Source organism: Agrococcus sp. GW821-FHT14H11 (assembly GCF_058803545.1).
Window position 1 is genome coordinate 1 of record NZ_JBXAPA010000015.1, and the last position, 17168, is coordinate 17168.

The 17168-nt window shown below is 72.7% G+C and carries 15 protein-coding genes; 10 read left to right on the forward strand and 5 right to left on the reverse strand.

What is annotated here, in order from left to right; translation table 11 throughout:
• Window positions 1-302: 302 nt before the first annotated feature.
• The 3 genes from rplJ to AC1RNL_RS13070 all read left to right on the forward strand — a co-directional run bounded on the left by rplJ (window position 303) and on the right by AC1RNL_RS13070 (window position 3198).
• Window positions 303-821: a 50S ribosomal protein L10 gene (gene rplJ, locus AC1RNL_RS13060; RefSeq protein WP_128188364.1), complete on the forward strand. Its 519-nt coding sequence runs from the start codon at window positions 303-305 to the stop codon at window positions 819-821.
• A gap of 33 nt (window positions 822-854) precedes the next feature.
• The gene (gene rplL, locus AC1RNL_RS13065) at window positions 855-1238 is read left to right on the forward strand and encodes a 50S ribosomal protein L7/L12 (protein WP_128188363.1); all 384 of its coding nucleotides are present in this window, start codon (window positions 855-857) and stop codon (window positions 1236-1238) included.
• Between the two features lie 109 nt (window positions 1239-1347).
• Window positions 1348-3198 carry an ABC transporter ATP-binding protein gene (locus AC1RNL_RS13070; protein WP_240671237.1) on the forward strand — a complete coding sequence of 617 codons (1851 nt, stop codon included), beginning with the start codon at window positions 1348-1350 and terminating at the stop codon, window positions 3196-3198.
• Between the two features lie 27 nt (window positions 3199-3225).
• Here the strand turns inward: AC1RNL_RS13070 and AC1RNL_RS13075 are convergent, their stop codons facing one another.
• Complete coding sequence (locus AC1RNL_RS13075; protein WP_400529116.1) at window positions 3226-3603, reverse strand: MGMT family protein; 378 nt, start codon at window positions 3601-3603, stop codon at window positions 3226-3228.
• Window positions 3604-3671: 68 nt separating this feature from the next.
• Between AC1RNL_RS13075 and AC1RNL_RS13080 the strand changes: the two genes are divergently transcribed.
• Both AC1RNL_RS13080 and AC1RNL_RS13085 read left to right on the forward strand, forming a co-directional pair.
• Window positions 3672-5042: a cystathionine beta-synthase gene (locus AC1RNL_RS13080; RefSeq protein WP_310126613.1), complete on the forward strand. Its 1371-nt coding sequence runs from the start codon at window positions 3672-3674 to the stop codon at window positions 5040-5042.
• Window positions 5043-5044: 2 nt separating this feature from the next.
• Entirely contained in the window at window positions 5045-6202 is a 1158-nt protein-coding gene (locus AC1RNL_RS13085) for a cystathionine gamma-synthase (RefSeq protein WP_310126610.1), read from the forward strand.
• A gap of 45 nt (window positions 6203-6247) precedes the next feature.
• Here the strand turns inward: AC1RNL_RS13085 and AC1RNL_RS13090 are convergent, their stop codons facing one another.
• Window positions 6248-7594, reverse strand: coding sequence for an MFS transporter (locus tag AC1RNL_RS13090; protein WP_492935473.1), 1347 nt, complete (start codon window positions 7592-7594; stop codon window positions 6248-6250).
• 86 nt (window positions 7595-7680) lie between these two features.
• Between AC1RNL_RS13090 and AC1RNL_RS13095 the strand changes: the two genes are divergently transcribed.
• From AC1RNL_RS13095 to AC1RNL_RS13115, 5 genes are all read left to right on the forward strand, one after another.
• Window positions 7681-8133 (forward strand): SRPBCC family protein, encoded by a 453-nt coding sequence (locus tag AC1RNL_RS13095; RefSeq protein WP_492935474.1) that lies wholly within the window; start codon window positions 7681-7683, stop codon window positions 8131-8133.
• An 81-nt stretch (window positions 8134-8214) separates the two neighbouring features.
• The gene (locus tag AC1RNL_RS13100) at window positions 8215-9432 is read left to right on the forward strand and encodes an amidohydrolase (protein ID WP_128188348.1); all 1218 of its coding nucleotides are present in this window, start codon (window positions 8215-8217) and stop codon (window positions 9430-9432) included.
• A complete protein-coding gene (locus tag AC1RNL_RS13105; RefSeq protein ID WP_492935475.1) occupies window positions 9429-10661 on the forward strand; it encodes a multidrug effflux MFS transporter in 1233 nt (410 codons plus the stop codon). Before AC1RNL_RS13100 ends, AC1RNL_RS13105 begins: the two co-directional genes overlap by 4 nt.
• A 30-nt stretch (window positions 10662-10691) precedes the next feature.
• Window positions 10692-12527: a helicase HerA-like domain-containing protein gene (locus tag AC1RNL_RS13110; protein ID WP_492935476.1), complete on the forward strand. Its 1836-nt coding sequence runs from the start codon at window positions 10692-10694 to the stop codon at window positions 12525-12527.
• Complete coding sequence (locus tag AC1RNL_RS13115; RefSeq protein WP_492935477.1) at window positions 12524-14173, forward strand: sensor histidine kinase; 1650 nt, start codon at window positions 12524-12526, stop codon at window positions 14171-14173. The genes AC1RNL_RS13110 and AC1RNL_RS13115 overlap by 4 nt, the downstream gene beginning before the upstream one ends.
• Here AC1RNL_RS13115 and AC1RNL_RS13120 read toward each other — a convergent pair.
• From AC1RNL_RS13120 to AC1RNL_RS13130, 3 genes are read right to left on the reverse strand one after another with little or no spacing between them, the layout of a single operon-like run.
• Window positions 14141-15607 (reverse strand): glycosyltransferase family 2 protein, encoded by a 1467-nt coding sequence (locus tag AC1RNL_RS13120; RefSeq protein WP_146358176.1) that lies wholly within the window; start codon window positions 15605-15607, stop codon window positions 14141-14143. The genes AC1RNL_RS13115 and AC1RNL_RS13120 overlap by 33 nt on opposite strands.
• On the reverse strand, window positions 15604-16569 hold the full coding sequence (locus AC1RNL_RS13125; RefSeq protein WP_492935478.1) for a HEAT repeat domain-containing protein: 966 nt from the start codon (window positions 16567-16569) through the stop codon (window positions 15604-15606). The genes AC1RNL_RS13120 and AC1RNL_RS13125 overlap by 4 nt, the downstream gene beginning before the upstream one ends.
• Complete coding sequence (locus tag AC1RNL_RS13130) at window positions 16566-16925, reverse strand: response regulator transcription factor (protein ID WP_240671230.1); 360 nt, start codon at window positions 16923-16925, stop codon at window positions 16566-16568. The genes AC1RNL_RS13125 and AC1RNL_RS13130 overlap by 4 nt, the downstream gene beginning before the upstream one ends.
• Between the last annotated feature and the right edge of the window lie 243 nt (window positions 16926-17168).

Consider the following 17168-nt stretch of genomic DNA (forward strand, 5'->3'; position numbering starts at 1 on the left):
TGCCCTCAGAGTTTCGCGGGCATTCCTACGTGAGGCACCGCAAACCTGTCGCGGGCACTTCACGTGAGTCTCGTCGCCGGCTTGCGCCGCGCATCCGTCGTGCCGTAGTCTTGCCGCATACCAAAGACCGCTGGTCGTCGGCGTGTGCCCGCAAGGGGATGTGCCGACCGAAGGCTCGCTCGAGGAGCGTCGTCCCGCGCAGGTGCTGAAAGATCCGTCGAGATCCCAGAGCTCCGTGCGCGTGCGCCGGAGCTCTTTTGCATGAGTGGGCCAGGGAAGCCGGCAACGACGCAAGGAGCACCATGGCGAACAAGGAAGCTGCGGTCGCCGAGCTCTCGAACCTCTTCGAGACCTCGAACGCCGTTCTGCTGACCGAGTACCGCGGTCTCACCGTCGGCCAGCTGAAGACGCTGCGCCGATCGATCAGTGAGCACGCGACGTACGCCGTGGTGAAGAACACGCTCACCAAGATCGCAGCCAACAACGCCGGCATCACGGCGTTCGACGAGTCGCTTGCCGGCCCGTCCGCGATCGCATTCGTGCACGGCGACCCTGTCGCCGTCGCGAAGGAGCTGCGTGCCTTCGCCAAGGCGAACCCGGCGCTCGTGGTCAAGAACGGTTTCTTCGACGGGAACCCGCTCACGGCCGACGACGTCAACAAGCTCGCCGACCTCGAGTCGCGGGAGGTGCTGCTGGCCAAGCTGGCAGGTGCCTTCAAGGCCTCGCTGTTCGGCGCTGCATACATGTTCAACGCCCCGCTCGCCCAGGCCGCTCGCGCGGTCGACGCGCTGCGGGTCAAGCAGGAGTCCGCGGCCGAGTAGGCAGCGGTCGGTACCAGAAACAAGGAGAAGACGATGGCAAAGCTGTCGACTGACGAGCTGCTCGAGCAGTTCAAGGAGCTCACCCTCATCGAGCTCAGCGAGTTCGTGAAGAAGTTCGAGGAGACCTTCGAGGTCACCGCCGCCGCTCCCGTCGCCGCCGCTGCAGCCCCCGCTGCCGCTGCTGCTGCGGAGGAGGTCGAGGAGAAGACGGACTTCGACGTCATCCTCGAGTCCGCCGGCTCGGCGAAGATCCAGGTCATCAAGGTCGTCCGTTCGCTGACGTCCCTCGGCCTCGGCGAGGCCAAGGCGCTCGTCGACGGCGCTCCCGCCCCCGTGCTCGAGGGCGCCAAGAAGGAGGACGCCGAGAAGGCCAAGGCCGACCTCGAGGAGGCCGGCGCGACGGTCACGCTCAAGTAGCGTTCCCCGCACCAGCGCGAAGGGCCGCTCCCGTGAGGGGGCGGCCCTTCGTCATGCGCCCGCGGCGCGCTGCCGCGCAGGCGCGACCGGATACCGTGGCCACGTGAGCATGGGCATGGGCGGCGGTCGCCGGGGCGGGGTCGGCATGCGCGACGAGTCGGCGCAGCGCGCCGCCAACGCGAGCGCTCCCCGCGTGCCCGACCTCGGCAAGCGCATCCTGGGCCTCTTCCGCCCCCACCGGCCGCAGATCGTGCTGACGATCGTGCTCGTGCTCATCGTCGCGACGATCGCGGTGTTCCCGCCGCTGCTGACCCAGCGCGTCTTCGACGAGGCGCTGTTCCCTCCCGAGGGCGGCCCAGACCTGCGGCTGCTCTGGATGCTCGTCGGCACGATGGTGGCGCTGTGGATCTCGTCGAGCCTGCTCGGCATCTGGCAGACGCTCATCACGTCGAAGGTCGGCAACCGCGTCATGGGGCAGCTGCGCGACTCGCTGTTCGATCGGCTGCAGAGCATGGAGCTCGCGTTCTTCACCCGCACGAAGACGGGCGTCATCCAGTCGCGGCTGCAGAACGACGTCGGCGGCGTCGCGAACGTGCTCTCCAACACCGTGTCGTCGGTCGTCGGCAACACCGTCACGGTGATCGCGAGCCTCGTGACGATGCTCATCCTCTCGTGGCAGCTGACGGTCATGGCGGTGCTGCTCACGCCCGTGCTCGTGCTGCTGCAGCGCCGCGTCGGCCAGGTGCGCGCCCGCATCGCGACGCAGACGCAGGAGTCGCTGAGCGAGATGACGGCGATCACGCAGGAGTCGCTGTCGGTGTCGGGCATCCTGCTCGCGAAGGCGTTCGGCCGGCAGGCCGACGAGTCGCGCCGCTACGCCGCCGAGAACGAGCGCCAGGTCGACCTGCAGGTGCGGCTGACGATGAGCGGCCAGACCTTCTTCGCGCTCGTGTCGATCTTCATCTCGATCCTGCCCGCCGTCGTCTACGTGCTCGCCGGCTACCTGATCGCCGGCGGCGACACCGGCGTCACGGCCGGCACGCTCGTCGCGTTCACGACCGTGCAGGCGCGGCTGCTCATGCCGCTCATGGGCCTGCTGCGCGTGGGGCTCGACCTGCAGACCTCCGGCGCGCTCTTCGCCCGCATCTTCGAGTACCTCGACCTGCAGCCGGCGATCGAGCCGCCGACGTCGCCGCGCCCGCTCGACCGCTCGCGCCTCGGCGAGGTGGAGTTCGACGACGTGCGCTTCCACTACCCGGATGCGCGCGAGGGCGAGCGGGCGACGCTCGACGGCGTCTCGTTCCGGCTCGAGCCGGGCACCTTCGCGGCATTCGTCGGTCCCTCGGGCGCGGGCAAGACGACGATCGGGTACCTGCTGCCGCGCCTGCACGAGGCGAGCGGCGGAGCGGTGCGCTTCGCGGGCACCGACGTGCGTGAGCTCGACCCGGCGGCCCTCACCGACCACATCGGCATCGTGAGCCAGGAGCCGTACCTGTTCCACGCATCCATCGCCGAGAACCTGCGCTACGCCAAGCCCGACGCGACCGACGCCGAGCTCGACGCCGCCACGCGCGCCGCGAGCATCTACGACACCATCCACCGGTTCCCCGACGGCTACGACACGATCGTGGGCGAGCGCGGCTACCGGCTCTCGGGCGGCGAGAAGCAGCGCATCGCGATCGCGCGGGTGCTGCTGAAGGACCCGGCGGTGCTCGTGCTCGACGAGGCCACGAGCGCGCTCGACACCGTCTCGGAGCGCGTCGTGCAGGGCGCGCTCGACGAGGCGGCGCGCGGCCGCACGACCCTCGCCATCGCGCACCGGCTCTCGACCATCCGGCACGCCGACGTCATCTTCGTCATCGACGCCGGCCGCATCGTCGAGCAGGGCGCGCACGACGAGCTGCTCGCGCTCGGCGGCACCTACGCGACGCTCTTCGCGCAGCAGGCCTCGCGGGTCTGACGCGCCGCGCCGGCGGTGCCGGCGACGTCAGGCGGATGCGTCGCCGTCGACCTCGTCGAGGCCCGGCAGGTCGGCGGTCGCCTCGCGCCACCGCCGCTCGAGCTCCTCCATGTCGGCCGCGTAGTCGCTGTAGCGGCAGCCGAGCCCGTTCGGCTTCACGCGGATGCCCTCCTCGCGCCAGTGGGGGAGCGCGCGCTGCAGCAGGTCGCCGCCGAAGTCACCGGCGTGGCTCGTGATGCGCCACCACGGCAGGCCGTCGCTGCAGTGGCGGAGGATCGAGCCGACCTGCCGCGGACCGATGCCGCAGATGCGGGCGACGGCGCCGTACGAGGCGACGCGGCCGGGCGGCACGAGCTCGACGCAGCGCAGCACGCGCTCGATCACGAGCTCCCGTCTGGCGTCCACCGACCCATCCTCGCCCACCGGGCGCCCGCCCGCGCGACGGTAGGCTCGAGCGTCAGGCAGGAGGCAGCATGCGCTACGCGGAGTCGATCCTCGAGACGATCGGCGACACGCCGCTCGTGAGGCTCTCGAAGGTCACCGAGGGCGTCGCGGCGACGGTGCTCGCGAAGGTCGAGTTCCTCAACCCGGGCGGGTCGGTGAAGGACCGCATCGCGCTCGCGATGATCGAGGACGCCGAGCGCCGGGGGCTCATCGGCCCCGGCGGCACGATCGTCGAGCCGACGAGCGGCAACACCGGCGTGGGGCTCGCGCTCGTCGCGCAGCAGAAGGGCTACCGCTGCGTCTTCGTCTGCCCCGACAAGGTCTCCGAGGACAAGCGCGCGACGCTGCGCGCCTACGGCGCCGAGGTCGTCGTGACGCCCACCGCCGTCGCGCCCGACAGCCCGGAGTCCTACTACGGCGTCGCGAACCGCCTGACCGACGAGATCGAGGGCGCCTACCAGCCCAACCAGTTCTTCAACCCGGCGGCGCCCGCCGCCCACGAGGCGTCGACCGGGCCCGAGATCTGGCGCGACACCGACGGCCGCATCACGCACTTCGTCGCGGGCGTCGGCACCGGCGGCACGATCACCGGCACCGCCCGGTACCTCAAGCGGGCCTCCGAGGGCCGCGTCGAGGTCATCGGGGCCGACCCGGAGGGCTCGATCTACTCCGGCGGCACCGGCCGGCCGTACCTCGTCGAGGGCGTCGGCGAGGACATGTGGCCCGGCAACTACGACCCGAGCGTCGTCGACCGGGTGCTCGCGGTGAACGACGCCGAGTCGTTCGCGATGACCCGCAGGCTCGCCCGCGAGGAGGGCCTGCTCGTCGGCGGCTCGAGCGGCATGGCGGTCGTCGCCGCGCTGCGCGTCGCCCGCGAGCTGCCCGCCGACGCCGTCGTCGTCGTGCTGCTGCCCGACTCCGGCCGCGGCTACCTGCAGAAGGTCTACTCCGATGCCTGGATGCGCTCCTACGGCTTCGCGGCGCCCGAGGCCGGCACGACGGTGGGCGACGTGCTCACCGGCAAGGCGGGCGGCGTGCCCGACCTCGTGCACGCGCACCCCGCCGACACCGTGCACGACGCGATCGAGATCATGCGCGAGTACGGCGTGAGCCAGCTGCCGGTGCTCACCGCCGAGCCGCCCGTCGTGGTCGGCGAGGTCGCGGGCTCGGTCGACGAGCGCTCGCTGCTCGACGCCGTCTTCGCCGACCGCGCCGAGCTCGCCGACACCGTCGCGCAGCACCTCGGCCCTCGCCTGCCGCACATCGGCATCACGGAGTCGGTGGATGCGCTGCGCTCGGCCCTGCGGGAGGCCGACGCGCTGCTCGTGCTCGACCGGGCGAAGCCGGTGGGCGTCGTCACGCGCACCGACCTGCTGACCCACCTCGCGAAGGAGGCATGACGATGACCGCATCGACGTCCGACGGGTTCTCGACCCGGGCCATCCACGACGGGCAGGACTTCGACCCGCGCACCGGCGCGGTCATCCCGCCCATCTTCATGACCTCGACGTTCGTGCAGGACGGCGTGGGCGGGTTCCGCGACGGCTACGAGTACTCGCGCGGCGGCAACCCCAGCCGCGACGCGCTGCAGCTGCAGCTCGCGAGCCTCGAGGGCGGCACGCACGCCTTCGCGTTCGGCTCCGGCCTCGCCGCCGAGGACGCGGTGCTGCGCGCCGCCCTGCAGCCCGGCGACCACGTGCTCATGGGCAACGACGTCTACGGCGGCACCCACCGGCTCGTGTCGAAGATCTGGGAGCGCTGGGGCATCGAGCTGTCGACCGCCGACGCCTCCGACCTCGACGCGGTGCGCGCCGCGATGCGGCCCAGCACGCGGATGCTGTGGGTCGAGACGCCGTCGAACCCGCTCATGAAGGTGGCCGACCTCCCGGCGCTCGCCGAGCTCGGCCACGACGCGGGCGCGCTCGTCGTCGCCGACAACACGTTCGCCACGCCCTACCTGCAGCAGCCGCTCGGGCTCGGCGCCGACGTCGTCGTGCACTCGACGACGAAGTACATCGGCGGCCACTCCGACCTCGTCGGCGGCGCCGCGATCACAGGCGACGCCGAGCTGGCCGAGCGCATCGGCTTCCAGCAGTTCGCGGTCGGCGCGGTCAACAGCCCCTTCGACGCGTGGCTCACCTCGCGGTCGCTCAAGACGCTCGCGGTGCGCGTCGAGCGGCACTGCACCAACGCGCAGGCCGTCGCCGAGTCGCTCGTCGGCCACCCGGCGGTCTCGGCCGTGCACTACCCGGGCCTGCCCGACCACCCGCAGCACGCGCTCGCGGCGCGGCAGATGCGCGGCTTCGGCGGCATGGTGTCGCTGCAGCTCGCAGGCGGCGCGCAAGCGGCGCTCGAGCTCGTGCGGCACACGCGGCTGTTCCAGCTCGCGGAGTCGCTCGGCGGCGTCGAGTCGCTCGTCTGCTACCCCTCCGAGATGACGCACGCGTCGGTGCGGGGCACCGAGCTCGAGGTGCCGGCCGACCTCCTGCGGCTCTCGGTGGGCCTCGAGGAGGCCGACGACCTGATCGCCGACCTGCAGCAGGCGCTCGGGCGCCTCTAGGCGACGATCAGGCGGCCGACCGCGCGGCTGTCGAGCTGTCGGTGCCTACTCGAGCGCCTTGCCGCGCTGCTCGGGCAGCGTCCACGCGGCGACCGCGGCGACCGCGAACGCCGCGGCGAAGACGCCGAACAGCAGCATCGAGCCGCCGGCGCCGAGCAGCAGCGGCACCGCGAGCGGCGCGAGGATCGACGCGATGCGCCCGAACCCGGCGGCCGCGCCCGTGCCCGTGCCGCGCACGTTCGTCGGGTACAGCTCCGGCCCGATCGCGTAGAGCGCGCCCCACGCGCCCAGGTTGAAGAACGAGAGCGTGCAGCCGGCGGCGATGATCATCGCCTCGGTCGAGGCGGTGCCGTACCAGGCGGCGGCGAGCGCCGAGCCGATGAGGAAGACGGTGAGCGTCGGGCGGCGGCCCCACTTCTCGATCAGGAACGCGGCGGCCGCGTAGCCCGGCAGCTGCGCCACGGTGATGATGAGCGTGAACTCGAAGGAGCGCACGAGCGAGAAGCCCTGCTCGACGAGCAGCGACGGGATCCAGATGAACGCCCCGTAGTACGAGAAGTTGATGCCGAACCAGACGATCCAGAGCGCGATCGTGCGGCGGCGGAGCGCCGACGACCAGATCGACACCGAGGGCTCGGCCACCGCGCCCGCCGGCGCATCCGCAACCGGCTCGGCTGCCGGCGACGTCGGCGCGGGCACGCCCGCGGCCTCCTCGAAGCGACGCACGGTGCGCTCGGCCTCCGCGACGCGCCCCTTCGACTCGAGGTAGCGCACCGACTCCGGCATGCCGAAGCGCACCACGGCCGAGAAGAGCGCAGGTGCCATGCCGATCGCGAGGCCCCAGCGCCAGCCGTCGTCGGAGGCGCCGATGACGAAGGTGCCGATCACCGCGGCCGCGATCCAGCCGACCGCCCAGAACGCCTCGAGCCACACGACCACGCGGCCGCGGATGCGCCGGGGCGCGAACTCGCTCACGAGCGTCGACGCGACGGGCAGCTCGCCGCCGAGCCCGAGCCCCACCACGAAGCGCAGCGCCAGCAGCGCCGCGAGCGAGCCGACGAGCGCCGAGGCGCCGGTCGCGAGCCCGTAGACGAGGAGCGTGAGCGCGAAGACGCTGCGGCGGCCGATGCGGTCGGCGAGCAGGCCGCCGACGGTCGCGCCGATCGCCATGCCGACGAAGCCGATCGACGCGATCCAGCTCGTCTCGGTGCGGTCGAGGCTCCACTGCTGCGCGAGCGCGGCGATCACGAACGAGACGAGCCCGACGTCCATCGCGTCGAGCGCCCAGCCGATGCCGGAGGTGCCGAGCAGGCGGCCGTGCCGGCGGGTGAAGGGCAGCCGGTCGAGCCGCTCGGAGCGGGTGGCGCCGTCGGCGGGCGGGAGGGCGGTCATGCGGAGCCTCTCGTCGGTGGCGCAGCGGCGGCGCCGAACGCGTCCACGATAGTGCGGGGCGCATCCCGCGCGGATACCGTGGGCGCATGACCGACACCCCCGACACCCCCGAGATCCCCGCCGACGCCGAGACGGTGGAGGTCGACGCGTTCGTGACGGCGTCGACGGATGCGGTGTGGGAGCTCTTCACGACCGCGGCCGGCCTCGAGCAGTGGTGGTGGCCGATGTTCGACGACACCCGCTACGAGGTCGACGCGCAGGAGGGCGGCTGGTACCGCATCCGCACGTCGACCGGCGGCTTCGGCGTGCAGGGCCGCTACCTGCAGCTCGACGAGGGCAAGCGGATCGTGCAGAGCTGGGACTGGCTCGGCGGCGCCGAGGAGGGGGAGCGCTTCGAGCAGCTCGTGGTGGTCGACTTCGCCGAGACCGGCGACGGCACGCACATCCGCGTCACGCAGACCGCGGCGCTCGACGAGGTCGACGACCTGCGCGACGGGTGGCAGGACACGCTCACGCGCCTGGAGGAGCTCCTGGACTGATCCCGCGGCGGGCGACCAAGGTCGTTCGTCCGGCTAAGGAGGTAGGCTGGACGGACGCAATCTGATACGAAGAGGAACCGCATGCTGCTCGCCATCGTCAACGCCAAGGTCGTGCCCGTCGAGGGCGAGGAGTTCGAGGGCACGATCCTCGTGCGGGACGGCCGGATCGCCGAGCTCGGCGCCGACGTCGCGGTGCCGGAGGGCGCCGAGGTGCTCGACGCCGGCGGCGCGCAGGTGACCCCGGGGCTCGTCGACGCGCACGTGCACCTGGGCGTCAACCCCGAGGGCGACGGGCACACCGCCAACGACACGAACGAGATGACGAACCCCAACACCGCGGGGGTGCGCACGATCGACGCGATCGACCCGTTCGACGAGGGCTTCGACCTCGCGCTCGCCGGCGGCGTGACGACCGTGAACGTCAACCCCGGCTCGGGCAACCCGATCGGCGGCCAGGCGACGACGCTCCACACCCACGGCCGCATCGTCGACCACATGGTGCTGCGCGAGCCGGCGGGCCTGAAGAGCGCCCTCGGCGAGAACCCGAAGCGCGTCTACGGCGAGAAGAAGGTGACGCCGTCGACCCGCATGGGCACGGCCAAGATCCTGCGCGACGCGTTCGTCGCCGCCCAGAACTACCAGGCCCGGATGGCCGACCCCGAGAACGACCGCCACCACGACGTCGACCTGACGATGGAGGCGCTCGGCAAGGTGCTGCGCCGCGAGATCCCGTGGCGCCAGCACGCGCACCGCGCCGACGACATCGTCACCGCGCTGCGCCTCCAGGCCGAGTTCGGCTACGACCTCATCATCGACCACGGCACCGAGGCGCACGTCGTCGCCGACCTGCTCGCCGAGCGCGGCGTGCCCGTGCTCATCGGCCCCCTCTTCACGACGAAGTCGAAGATGGAGCTGCGCAAGCGCTCCATCGCCAACCCCGGCAAGCTCGCGAAGGCGGGCGTCGAGCTCTCGATCATCACCGACCACCCGGTGATCCCCATCTCCTTCCTCGTGCACCAGGCATCCCTCGCCGTCCGCGAGGGCCTCGACCGCGAGACGGCGCTGCGGGCGATCACGATCAACCCGGCGAAGGCGCTCGGCGTCGACGCCGAGATCGGCTCGATCGAGGTCGGCAAGCGCGCCGACCTCGTGGTCTGGGGCGGCGACTGGATGGACCCGATGGCGCGCCCGCGCACGGTGCTCATCGACGGCCGCATCGTCTTCGAGCACGACGCCGCGACCGGCGCCGAGCGCGTCGCGCCGCGCGACGAGGTGCCGCTCGCCCTGCCCCGGGCGTGACCGCCGCCACGCTCACGTCGCCCGGCGACGCGCTCACGCGGCGGCGCCGCGTCACCACGCTGCTCGTGCTCGGGCTCCTCGCGGGCCTCGGCCCCTTCACGATCGACCTCTACCTGCCGGCCTTCCCGGAGGTGAAGGGCGAGTTCGCCACGACGGATGCGGCCGTGCAGCTGACGCTGTCGGCCACGACCCTCGGCTTCGCCTTCGGGCAGCTCGTGGTCGGCCCGCTCTCCGACCGCATCGGCCGTCGCGCGCCGCTGCTCATCGCCACGAGCGTGCACGTGCTCGCGAGCGTCGGGGTCGCGCTCGCGCCCGACATCGTCTCGCTGTCGCTGCTGCGCATCGTGCAGGGCTTCGGCGCGGCCGCGGGCACCGTCGTCGCGATGGCGATGGTGCGCGACCTCTTCAGCGGCAAGAAGCTCACCACCGCGCTGTCGCGGCTGGCGCTCGTGATCGGCATCGCGCCGATCGCCGCGCCCGTCGTCGGGTCGTGGCTGCTGGGCATCCTGCACTGGCGCGGCCTGTTCTGGGTGCTCGCCGCCTACGCGGTGCTCGTCATCGTGCTGCAGCTGCTCTTCCTGCGCGAGACGCTGCCGCGGCACCTGCGCCACGTGCCCGGGCACTCGACGCTGCGGCAGCGCTACCGCTCCGTGCTCACCGACCGCGTCTTCGTCGGCGTCGCCATCATCGGCGCGAGCATCTTCGGCGGCATGTTCGCCTACCTCGCCACCTCGTCGCTGCTGCTGCAGGAGGTGTACGGCTTCTCGCCGAGCGGGTTCGGGCTCATCTTCGCGCTCTGCTCGGTGGCGGTGCTCATCGGCACGCAGTCGGCCGGGCGGGCCGCCAACCGGTGGGGTGCCCAGTGGGTGCTCGCCGTCTCGACGTCGCTGCTCATCGTGGGCGCCTCGCTCATCGTGGTGCTCGACCTCGCGGGGCTCGGGATCCTCGGGCTCGTGCCGCCGCTGGCGCTCTTCGCGTTCGCGTTCGGGCTGTCGATGCCGTGCGTGCAGACGCTCGCGCTCGCGGGGCATCGCGGCGAGGCGGGCACAGCGGCGTCGCTGCTGGGCGCGCTCAACATGTCGATCGCGGGGCTCGTGAGCCCCATCGTCGGCCTGTTCCGCATCGAGAACGCGATCCCGATGGGCGTCATCATGCTCATCTGCGGCATCCTCGCGACCGCGTCGCTGTGGCTCGTGGTGCGGCCGCGACAGGTGCCCGCGATCGAGTGATCCTGCCGGGACGCATGCAAGGATGACCGCATGAGCGACGAGCTGGCCAAGGTGCAGGCGGAACTCGAGGCGGCGCGGAAGGCGCAGGCGCAGGCCGAGGCGCGGCTCGCCGAGCTGCAGGCCGGCGAGCAGCGCGCGCGGGCGGATGCGCCGCCGCTGCCCGCGGACGACGCGACGCCGGACGAGGCGCCGCCCGTCGCGGAGACGTTCGCCGAGGCGCCCGAGTCGGCGCCGGCTCCGGCCGATCCCGAGCAGCCCGTGGAGGTCGGAGAGACGATCGAGCCGGCGGAGCACGACGGCCCGCTCTCGGACGACGAGGTCGCCGCCGTGCGCGAGGGCTACGCCTTCGAGGGCCCCGCGCTCGAGATGGGAGCGCTCGTCAACGGCGACCCCGACCCGCAGACGCCCATCCGCATCCCGCTCGCCATGATGAACCGGCACGGCCTCATCGCCGGCGCCACCGGCACCGGCAAGACGAAGACCCTGCAGGTGCTCGCCGAGCAGCTCTCGGCCGCCGGCGTGCCCGTCTTCGCCGCCGACATCAAGGGCGACCTCTCCGGCGTCGCCACCCCGGGCGAGTCGAGCGACAAGCTGCTCGCCCGCACCGCGGGCATCGGGCAGGCATGGCAGGGCGCCGCGTCGCCCGTGGAGTACTTCGCGCTCGGCGGCGAGGGCGTGGGCGTGCCGATCCGCGCGACCGTGCTGTCGTTCGGCCCGACGCTGCTCGCCAAGGTGCTCGGCCTCAACGACACGCAGGAGTCGAGCCTCGGCATCGTCTTCGCCTACGCCGACGAGCAGCGGCTGCCGCTCGTCGACCTCAAGGACCTGCGCGAGCTGCTGCTGTGGCTCACCGGCGACGAGGGCAAGGCGGAGCTCAAGCGCCTCGGCGGCATCTCGACGCAGACCGCGGGCGTCATCCTCCGCGAGATCACCGCGTTCAGCGAGCAGGGCGCCGACGTCTTCTTCGGCGAGCCCGAGATCGACACGCGCGAGCTCATGCGCATCGCCGAGGACGGCCGGGGCGTCATCAGCCTGCTCGAGGTGCCGGGCGTCGCCAGCCAGCCCGCGCTGTTCTCGACGTTCCTCATGTGGCTGCTCGCCGACCTGTTCGAGGACCTTCCGGAGGTCGGCGACATCGACCGGCCGAAGCTCGTGTTCTTCTTCGACGAGGCGCACCTGCTGTTCAAGGACGCCTCCAAGGACTTCCTGGCCGCCATCACCCAGACCGTGCGGCTCATCCGCTCGAAGGGCGTCGGCATCGTCTTCGTCACGCAGACGCCGAAGGACGTGCCCGCCGACGTGCTCGCGCAGCTCGGCTCGCGCGTGCAGCACCAGCTGCGCGCGCACACGCCCGACGACGCGACCGCGCTGCGGGCCACCGTGCGCACCTACCCGCGCAGCGGCTACGACCTCGAGCAGGTGCTCACGAGCCTCGGCATCGGCGAGGCGATCGTGACCGTGATGGACGAGCGCGGCGCGCCCACCCCGGTCGCCTGGACGCGCCTGCGGGCGCCGCAGGGCTCGATGGACCCCACGCCCGAGGCGGCGATGCAGCGCACCGTGCAGGCCTCGCCGCTGCTCGAGCGCTACGGCACGGCCGTCGACCGGGAGTCGGCGTACGAGATCCTGCAGGCGAAGCTCGAGGCCGCGCAGCGGGCGGAGCAGGATGCCGAGGCTCGCCGGGCCGCGCAGGAGGAGGCCGAGCGGCTCGAGCGCGAGGCCCGGCGCAACGGCTCGGGCTCGCGCTCCGGCTCGCGCTCCCGCGACAGCGGCGGCAACGTGGTCACCGACTTCATCGGGTCGCGCACCGGGCAGTCGATCATCCGCGAGATCGTGCGCGGCGTCTTCGGCAACCGTCGCCGGTGAGCGCGACCGAGACCCCCGAGACGGGCGAGCGGCCGCACGGCATCGCCGCCCTGACGGAGACGCTCCGCGGTCAGCTCCTGTCCGTCGCGGTGCTCTCGCTCGTGCTGATCGTGCTGACGGTCGTCGCGCCGGGCGTCTGGGACGGGCCATGGCTGTGGGCGGCCGTCGCCGTGGTCGTGGCGGCGACCGGGCTGGCGGCGCTCGGGCAGGGCCCGCTCTCCGACGCGAACTGGCTGCCGGTGCTCGTGCCGGCGCTGGACCTGCTCACGATCATGCTGCTCCTCGGCGACTCCGCGGTGCCGCGGATCGTCGCGATGCTCGCCGTCGTGCCGGCGTTCTGGCTGGGCTTCGTCGGGCGCCGTCGGGGCGTCGTCATCGTGGCGCTCGGCGGCGCCGCGATGAGCGCCGCGATGGCGCTCCACATCGGCGGCTCGACGGGCACGACCTTGACGGCGAACGCCGTCGGCGCGGTGCTCGTGCCGCTCGCGCTCATCGCCGCCGCGTCCTTCGCCGACAGCTACACCGGCAGGATCGACCACCAGCAGCTCGCGATCCTCGAGCGCGAGCGCGACAAGACCGCGATGGCCCGCCAGCTGGTCGCGGACGGCGCGCTCCTCGAGACCGTCTTCGAGACCGCGCGCGTCGGCCTGCTCCTGCTCGGCCCCCATGGCGAGATCCAGAGGATGAACGGCACGCTCGCGGGCCACCCGGCGCTCGCGAGCACGAGCGCCCCCGCAGCGCTCGCCGGCGCGAGCTTCCTCGAGCTCGAGTCGCGGCAGACGATCCCCAAGCTCGAGAGCCCGTTCGTCCGTGCCGCGCGAGGCGAGTCGTTCGACAACCTCGCCTTCTGGGTGGAGCGACCGGGGGAGGATCGCATCGCGGTCACGATGTCCTCGCGGCCGCTGATCGTCGAGGGCGAGTTCCGCGGGTCGATCGCGTCGATCGACGACATCACGCGCTACATGCGCATGCTCGAGGATCGCGACGACTTCGTCGCCCTCGTCTCGCACGAGCTGCGCACGCCGCTCACCTCGATCTCCGGCTACCTCGAGCTCGCCCTCGACGAGGAGGTGCCCGCCGACGTGCGCTCCTGGCTCGAGATCGTGCGCCGCAACACCGACCGCCTGCGCGCGCTCGTCGAGGACCTGCTGATCGTCGGCGAGATGAGTCGCGGCGAGCTGCACCTGCACCCGCACGACGTCGACGTGCGCCAGGTCGCCGAGCAGGCCGTCGCCACGCTCGAGCACCGCGCTCGCCGCCGCGGCGTCTCGCTCCGCCTCGCCGACGGGCCTGCCGCGCCCGTGCAGGCCGACGAGCGCCGGCTCGCCCAGGTGCTCGAGAACCTCATCTCCAACGGCATCAAGTACACCCGCGACGACGGGAGCGTCGACGTCGTCGTCGAGGTCGACGGGCCGGATGCGATCGTGCGGGTCGTCGACGACGGTCCCGGGATCGAGGCGGCCGAGGTCGACCGCGTCTTCGAGCGCTTCTACCGCGCGTCGTCCGCCCGCGCATCCGCCGTCCCCGGCGCAGGGCTCGGGCTGTGGATCTGCCGCTCGATCGTGCACGCGCACGGCGGCTCGATCGCCTTCGAGAGCGAGCCCGGCACGGGCTCAGCCGCGACCGTCCGCCTGCCGCTGTCCTGACGCATCCGCCTCGGCGAAGCCCGTGCGGGTCATCTCGCCCCACACCTGCTGCGTGCCGGCGATGCCCGCCCACCAGCCCTGCAGGCGCCAGATCGCCGTGAGCTGGCGGTAGCCGAGGTTCTCGGCGACGATCGCCCACAGCGTCGCGCCGAGGTCGCGCCAGCGCTCGTAGCGGTGGAAGCTCGCCTCCTCGACGATCACCGCGGCGAGCGTCACGAGCGCGCCGTAGCCGTAGGAGACGAGCAGCAGCAGCAGCGCCATGCCGGGGTCGACGGCGCCCACGGCGAGGCCGAGCACCACGAGCACGATGCCGACCACCTCGATGAGCGGCGCGAGCAGCTCGAACAGCCAGTAGTAGGGGAGCGCGAGCATGCCGACGCGGCCGTATCGGGGATTGAGGAGCGCCCGGCGGTAGCCCCACAGCACCTCCCACAGGCCCCGGTGCCAGCGGCGGCGCTGGCGGGCGAGCACGCGGAGGGTCGACGGCGCCTCGGTCCAGCTGACCGGCTCGGCGACGAACTCGACCCGCGCGTCGCGGCGCCCCTCGTGGATCCAGCGCTGGATGCGCATCACGAGCTCGAAGTCCTCGCCGATCGAGTCGGGGTCGAGGCCGCCGACCTCGATGAGCACGTCGCGGCGGAACATGCCGAACGCGCCGGAGATGAGGATGAGCGCCTGCAGGTCGGACCACGCGGTGCGGCCGAGCAGGAACGCCCGCAGGTACTCGACGACCTGGATGCGCGCGATGAGCTGCCGCGGCATGCGGATCTCGGTGATGCGGCCGCCCTGCACGCGGCTGTTGTTGACGATCCGCACGACGCCGCCGGTCGCGACGACGCGCTCGGGGTCGTCGGCGAAGGGCTTCGACACCGACAGCAGCGCGTCGGGCTCGAGGATGGAGTCGGCGTCGACCATCACCACGAGCTCCTTCGCGGCGAGGTCGAGGCCGACGTTGACCGAGTCGGAGCGGCCGGAGTTCTCCTTGTCGACGACCGTGAGCGGCACCGCGCCGCCGCGGGAGCGCCAGACGCGGCGGATCGTGCCGCGCACCGGCACGCGGCCGGGGATGTCGCGGTCGTCCTCGACGAGGTCGAACTCCTCGAGCAGCACGCGCATCGTGTCGTCGGCGCTGCCGTCGTTGACCACGATCACCTCGTGGTCGGGATAGCGCAGGTCGAGCACCGAGCGCACGCTCGTGCGGATGACGGCCGCCTCGTTGTAGGCGGGCACGATCACGCTGACGCCGAGGCTGAGCGGCGAGGCGGCCATCGCGTCGTCGCCGCGGTGCTCGCTGCGGCGCAGGTAGCGGGCGAAGTGGCGGGCGGCGATCAGGATCAGCACCAGCAGCGCCGTGTTCGACAGCAGGAAGTAGATCGCCGACGGCCACGCGAGGACGGCGAAGACCGCCTCGAGCGCGTCGTGGAGCCACGTCATGCGGCAGCCCTCCTCGGCAGGCCCGCGGCTCGCCGCACGCCGGGCTCGCCCTCCGCGCCGATCGTGGCCAGCGCATCCGCGCTCCATGCCGCCGGCATCGCCGCGAGCGTGCGGGCGGCCGCCTCGCCGGCGGTGCCGCCTGCGAGCGCGGTGGCGAGCAGCGACGGCACCGCCTCGCGCACCGGGAGCCGCTCGAGCGACCGCATGGCGGCAGCGCCGACCGCCTCGTGCTCGTCGTCGATGAGCCGAGCGAGCGGCGCGCCGGCGCCCGGCGCCTGGATGAGTCCTGCGACGCGCGCGGCGCCGCGGCGCACGCCGGCGTCGGGGTGGTCGAGCGCGTCGCGCACGCGCTCGCCCGCGGCGGCGCCCTGCTGCACGAGGGCGGAGGCGGCGACGCTGATGGGGATGCCGCTGTCGAGCGCGAGCGCGGCGATGACGCGGTCGACGGCCGCGGGGTCGTCGAACGCACCGAGCGCCCGCACGGCGACGGTGCGCACCTCGGGGGAGCGGTCGTCGGCGAGCGCCTGCAGCAGCTCGAGCGCCCCGGCCGGCGCGAGCAGCCCGAGCGCCTCCGCGGCGTCGGCGCGTCGCACAGGATCGCGGTCGGCGACGGCCGCGATGACCCTGGGGACGAGGCCGGATGCGTCGGCCACGGCCCGCAGGCGATCGGCCGCCTCGCCGGTGACGTCGCGCAGCATGAGCGAGGCCGATCGGCCCACGTGCGCGCGCTCCGGGGCGCTCAGGGCCCGCACGCGGTCGAGCAGCGCGTCGATCTCGTCGTCCTCGGCGATGGTCGCCTCGAGCACCAGGGGGCGCAGGCGCGCGTCGAGCCGAGCGTCGCGCCGGTCGTGGCGCCGGCGCAGCGTGCGCTGCGCGATGAGGGCGATCAGCATCAGGACCACCACCGCGGATGTGGCGAGCAGCACCGCCTGCAGCACCGCTGGGGCGGGCAGCGGGCTCATCCGATGACGGCGGTGACGCGCGCGAGCAGCGCCCGCGGGCTGAACGGCTTCGTGACGTACTGGTCGGCTCCGGCGGCGAAGCCCGCCTCGATGTCCTTCTCCTGGCCGCGGGCGGTCAGCAGGATGACCGGGGTCTCGTCGCCGCGATCGCGCAGCGCGCGCAGCACGTCGATGCCCGACATGCCCGGCATCATCACGTCGAGCACGATGACGTCCCAGCCGCCCTCGACGGCCGCCTCGAGCGCCTGCGAGCCGTCCTCGCGAGTCACGATCTCGTGGCCCGCCGACTCGAGCTTGATCGCGACGAGGTCGCGGATGTCGCGGTCGTCGTCGACGACGAGGATGCGGCCGCTCACCGCACCGCTCCAGCGCGGCGCATCAGCGGCGCAGGACTGCTTGGGCGCATGGCGAGCTCCAACGTGACGAGTCTGACTGCCGTGGCTCAAACCTACACGGAGGCGGAACGCGACGACGCGGGACATCCGTGCTCGATGTCCCGCGTCACCACAGGGCGGAGGATGGGGTGTCTGGGTTCACGACATAGGTCGCACTTGATAGGTCTCTCATGAGTCGGGACATCGGTCACAGTCGCTGGCATG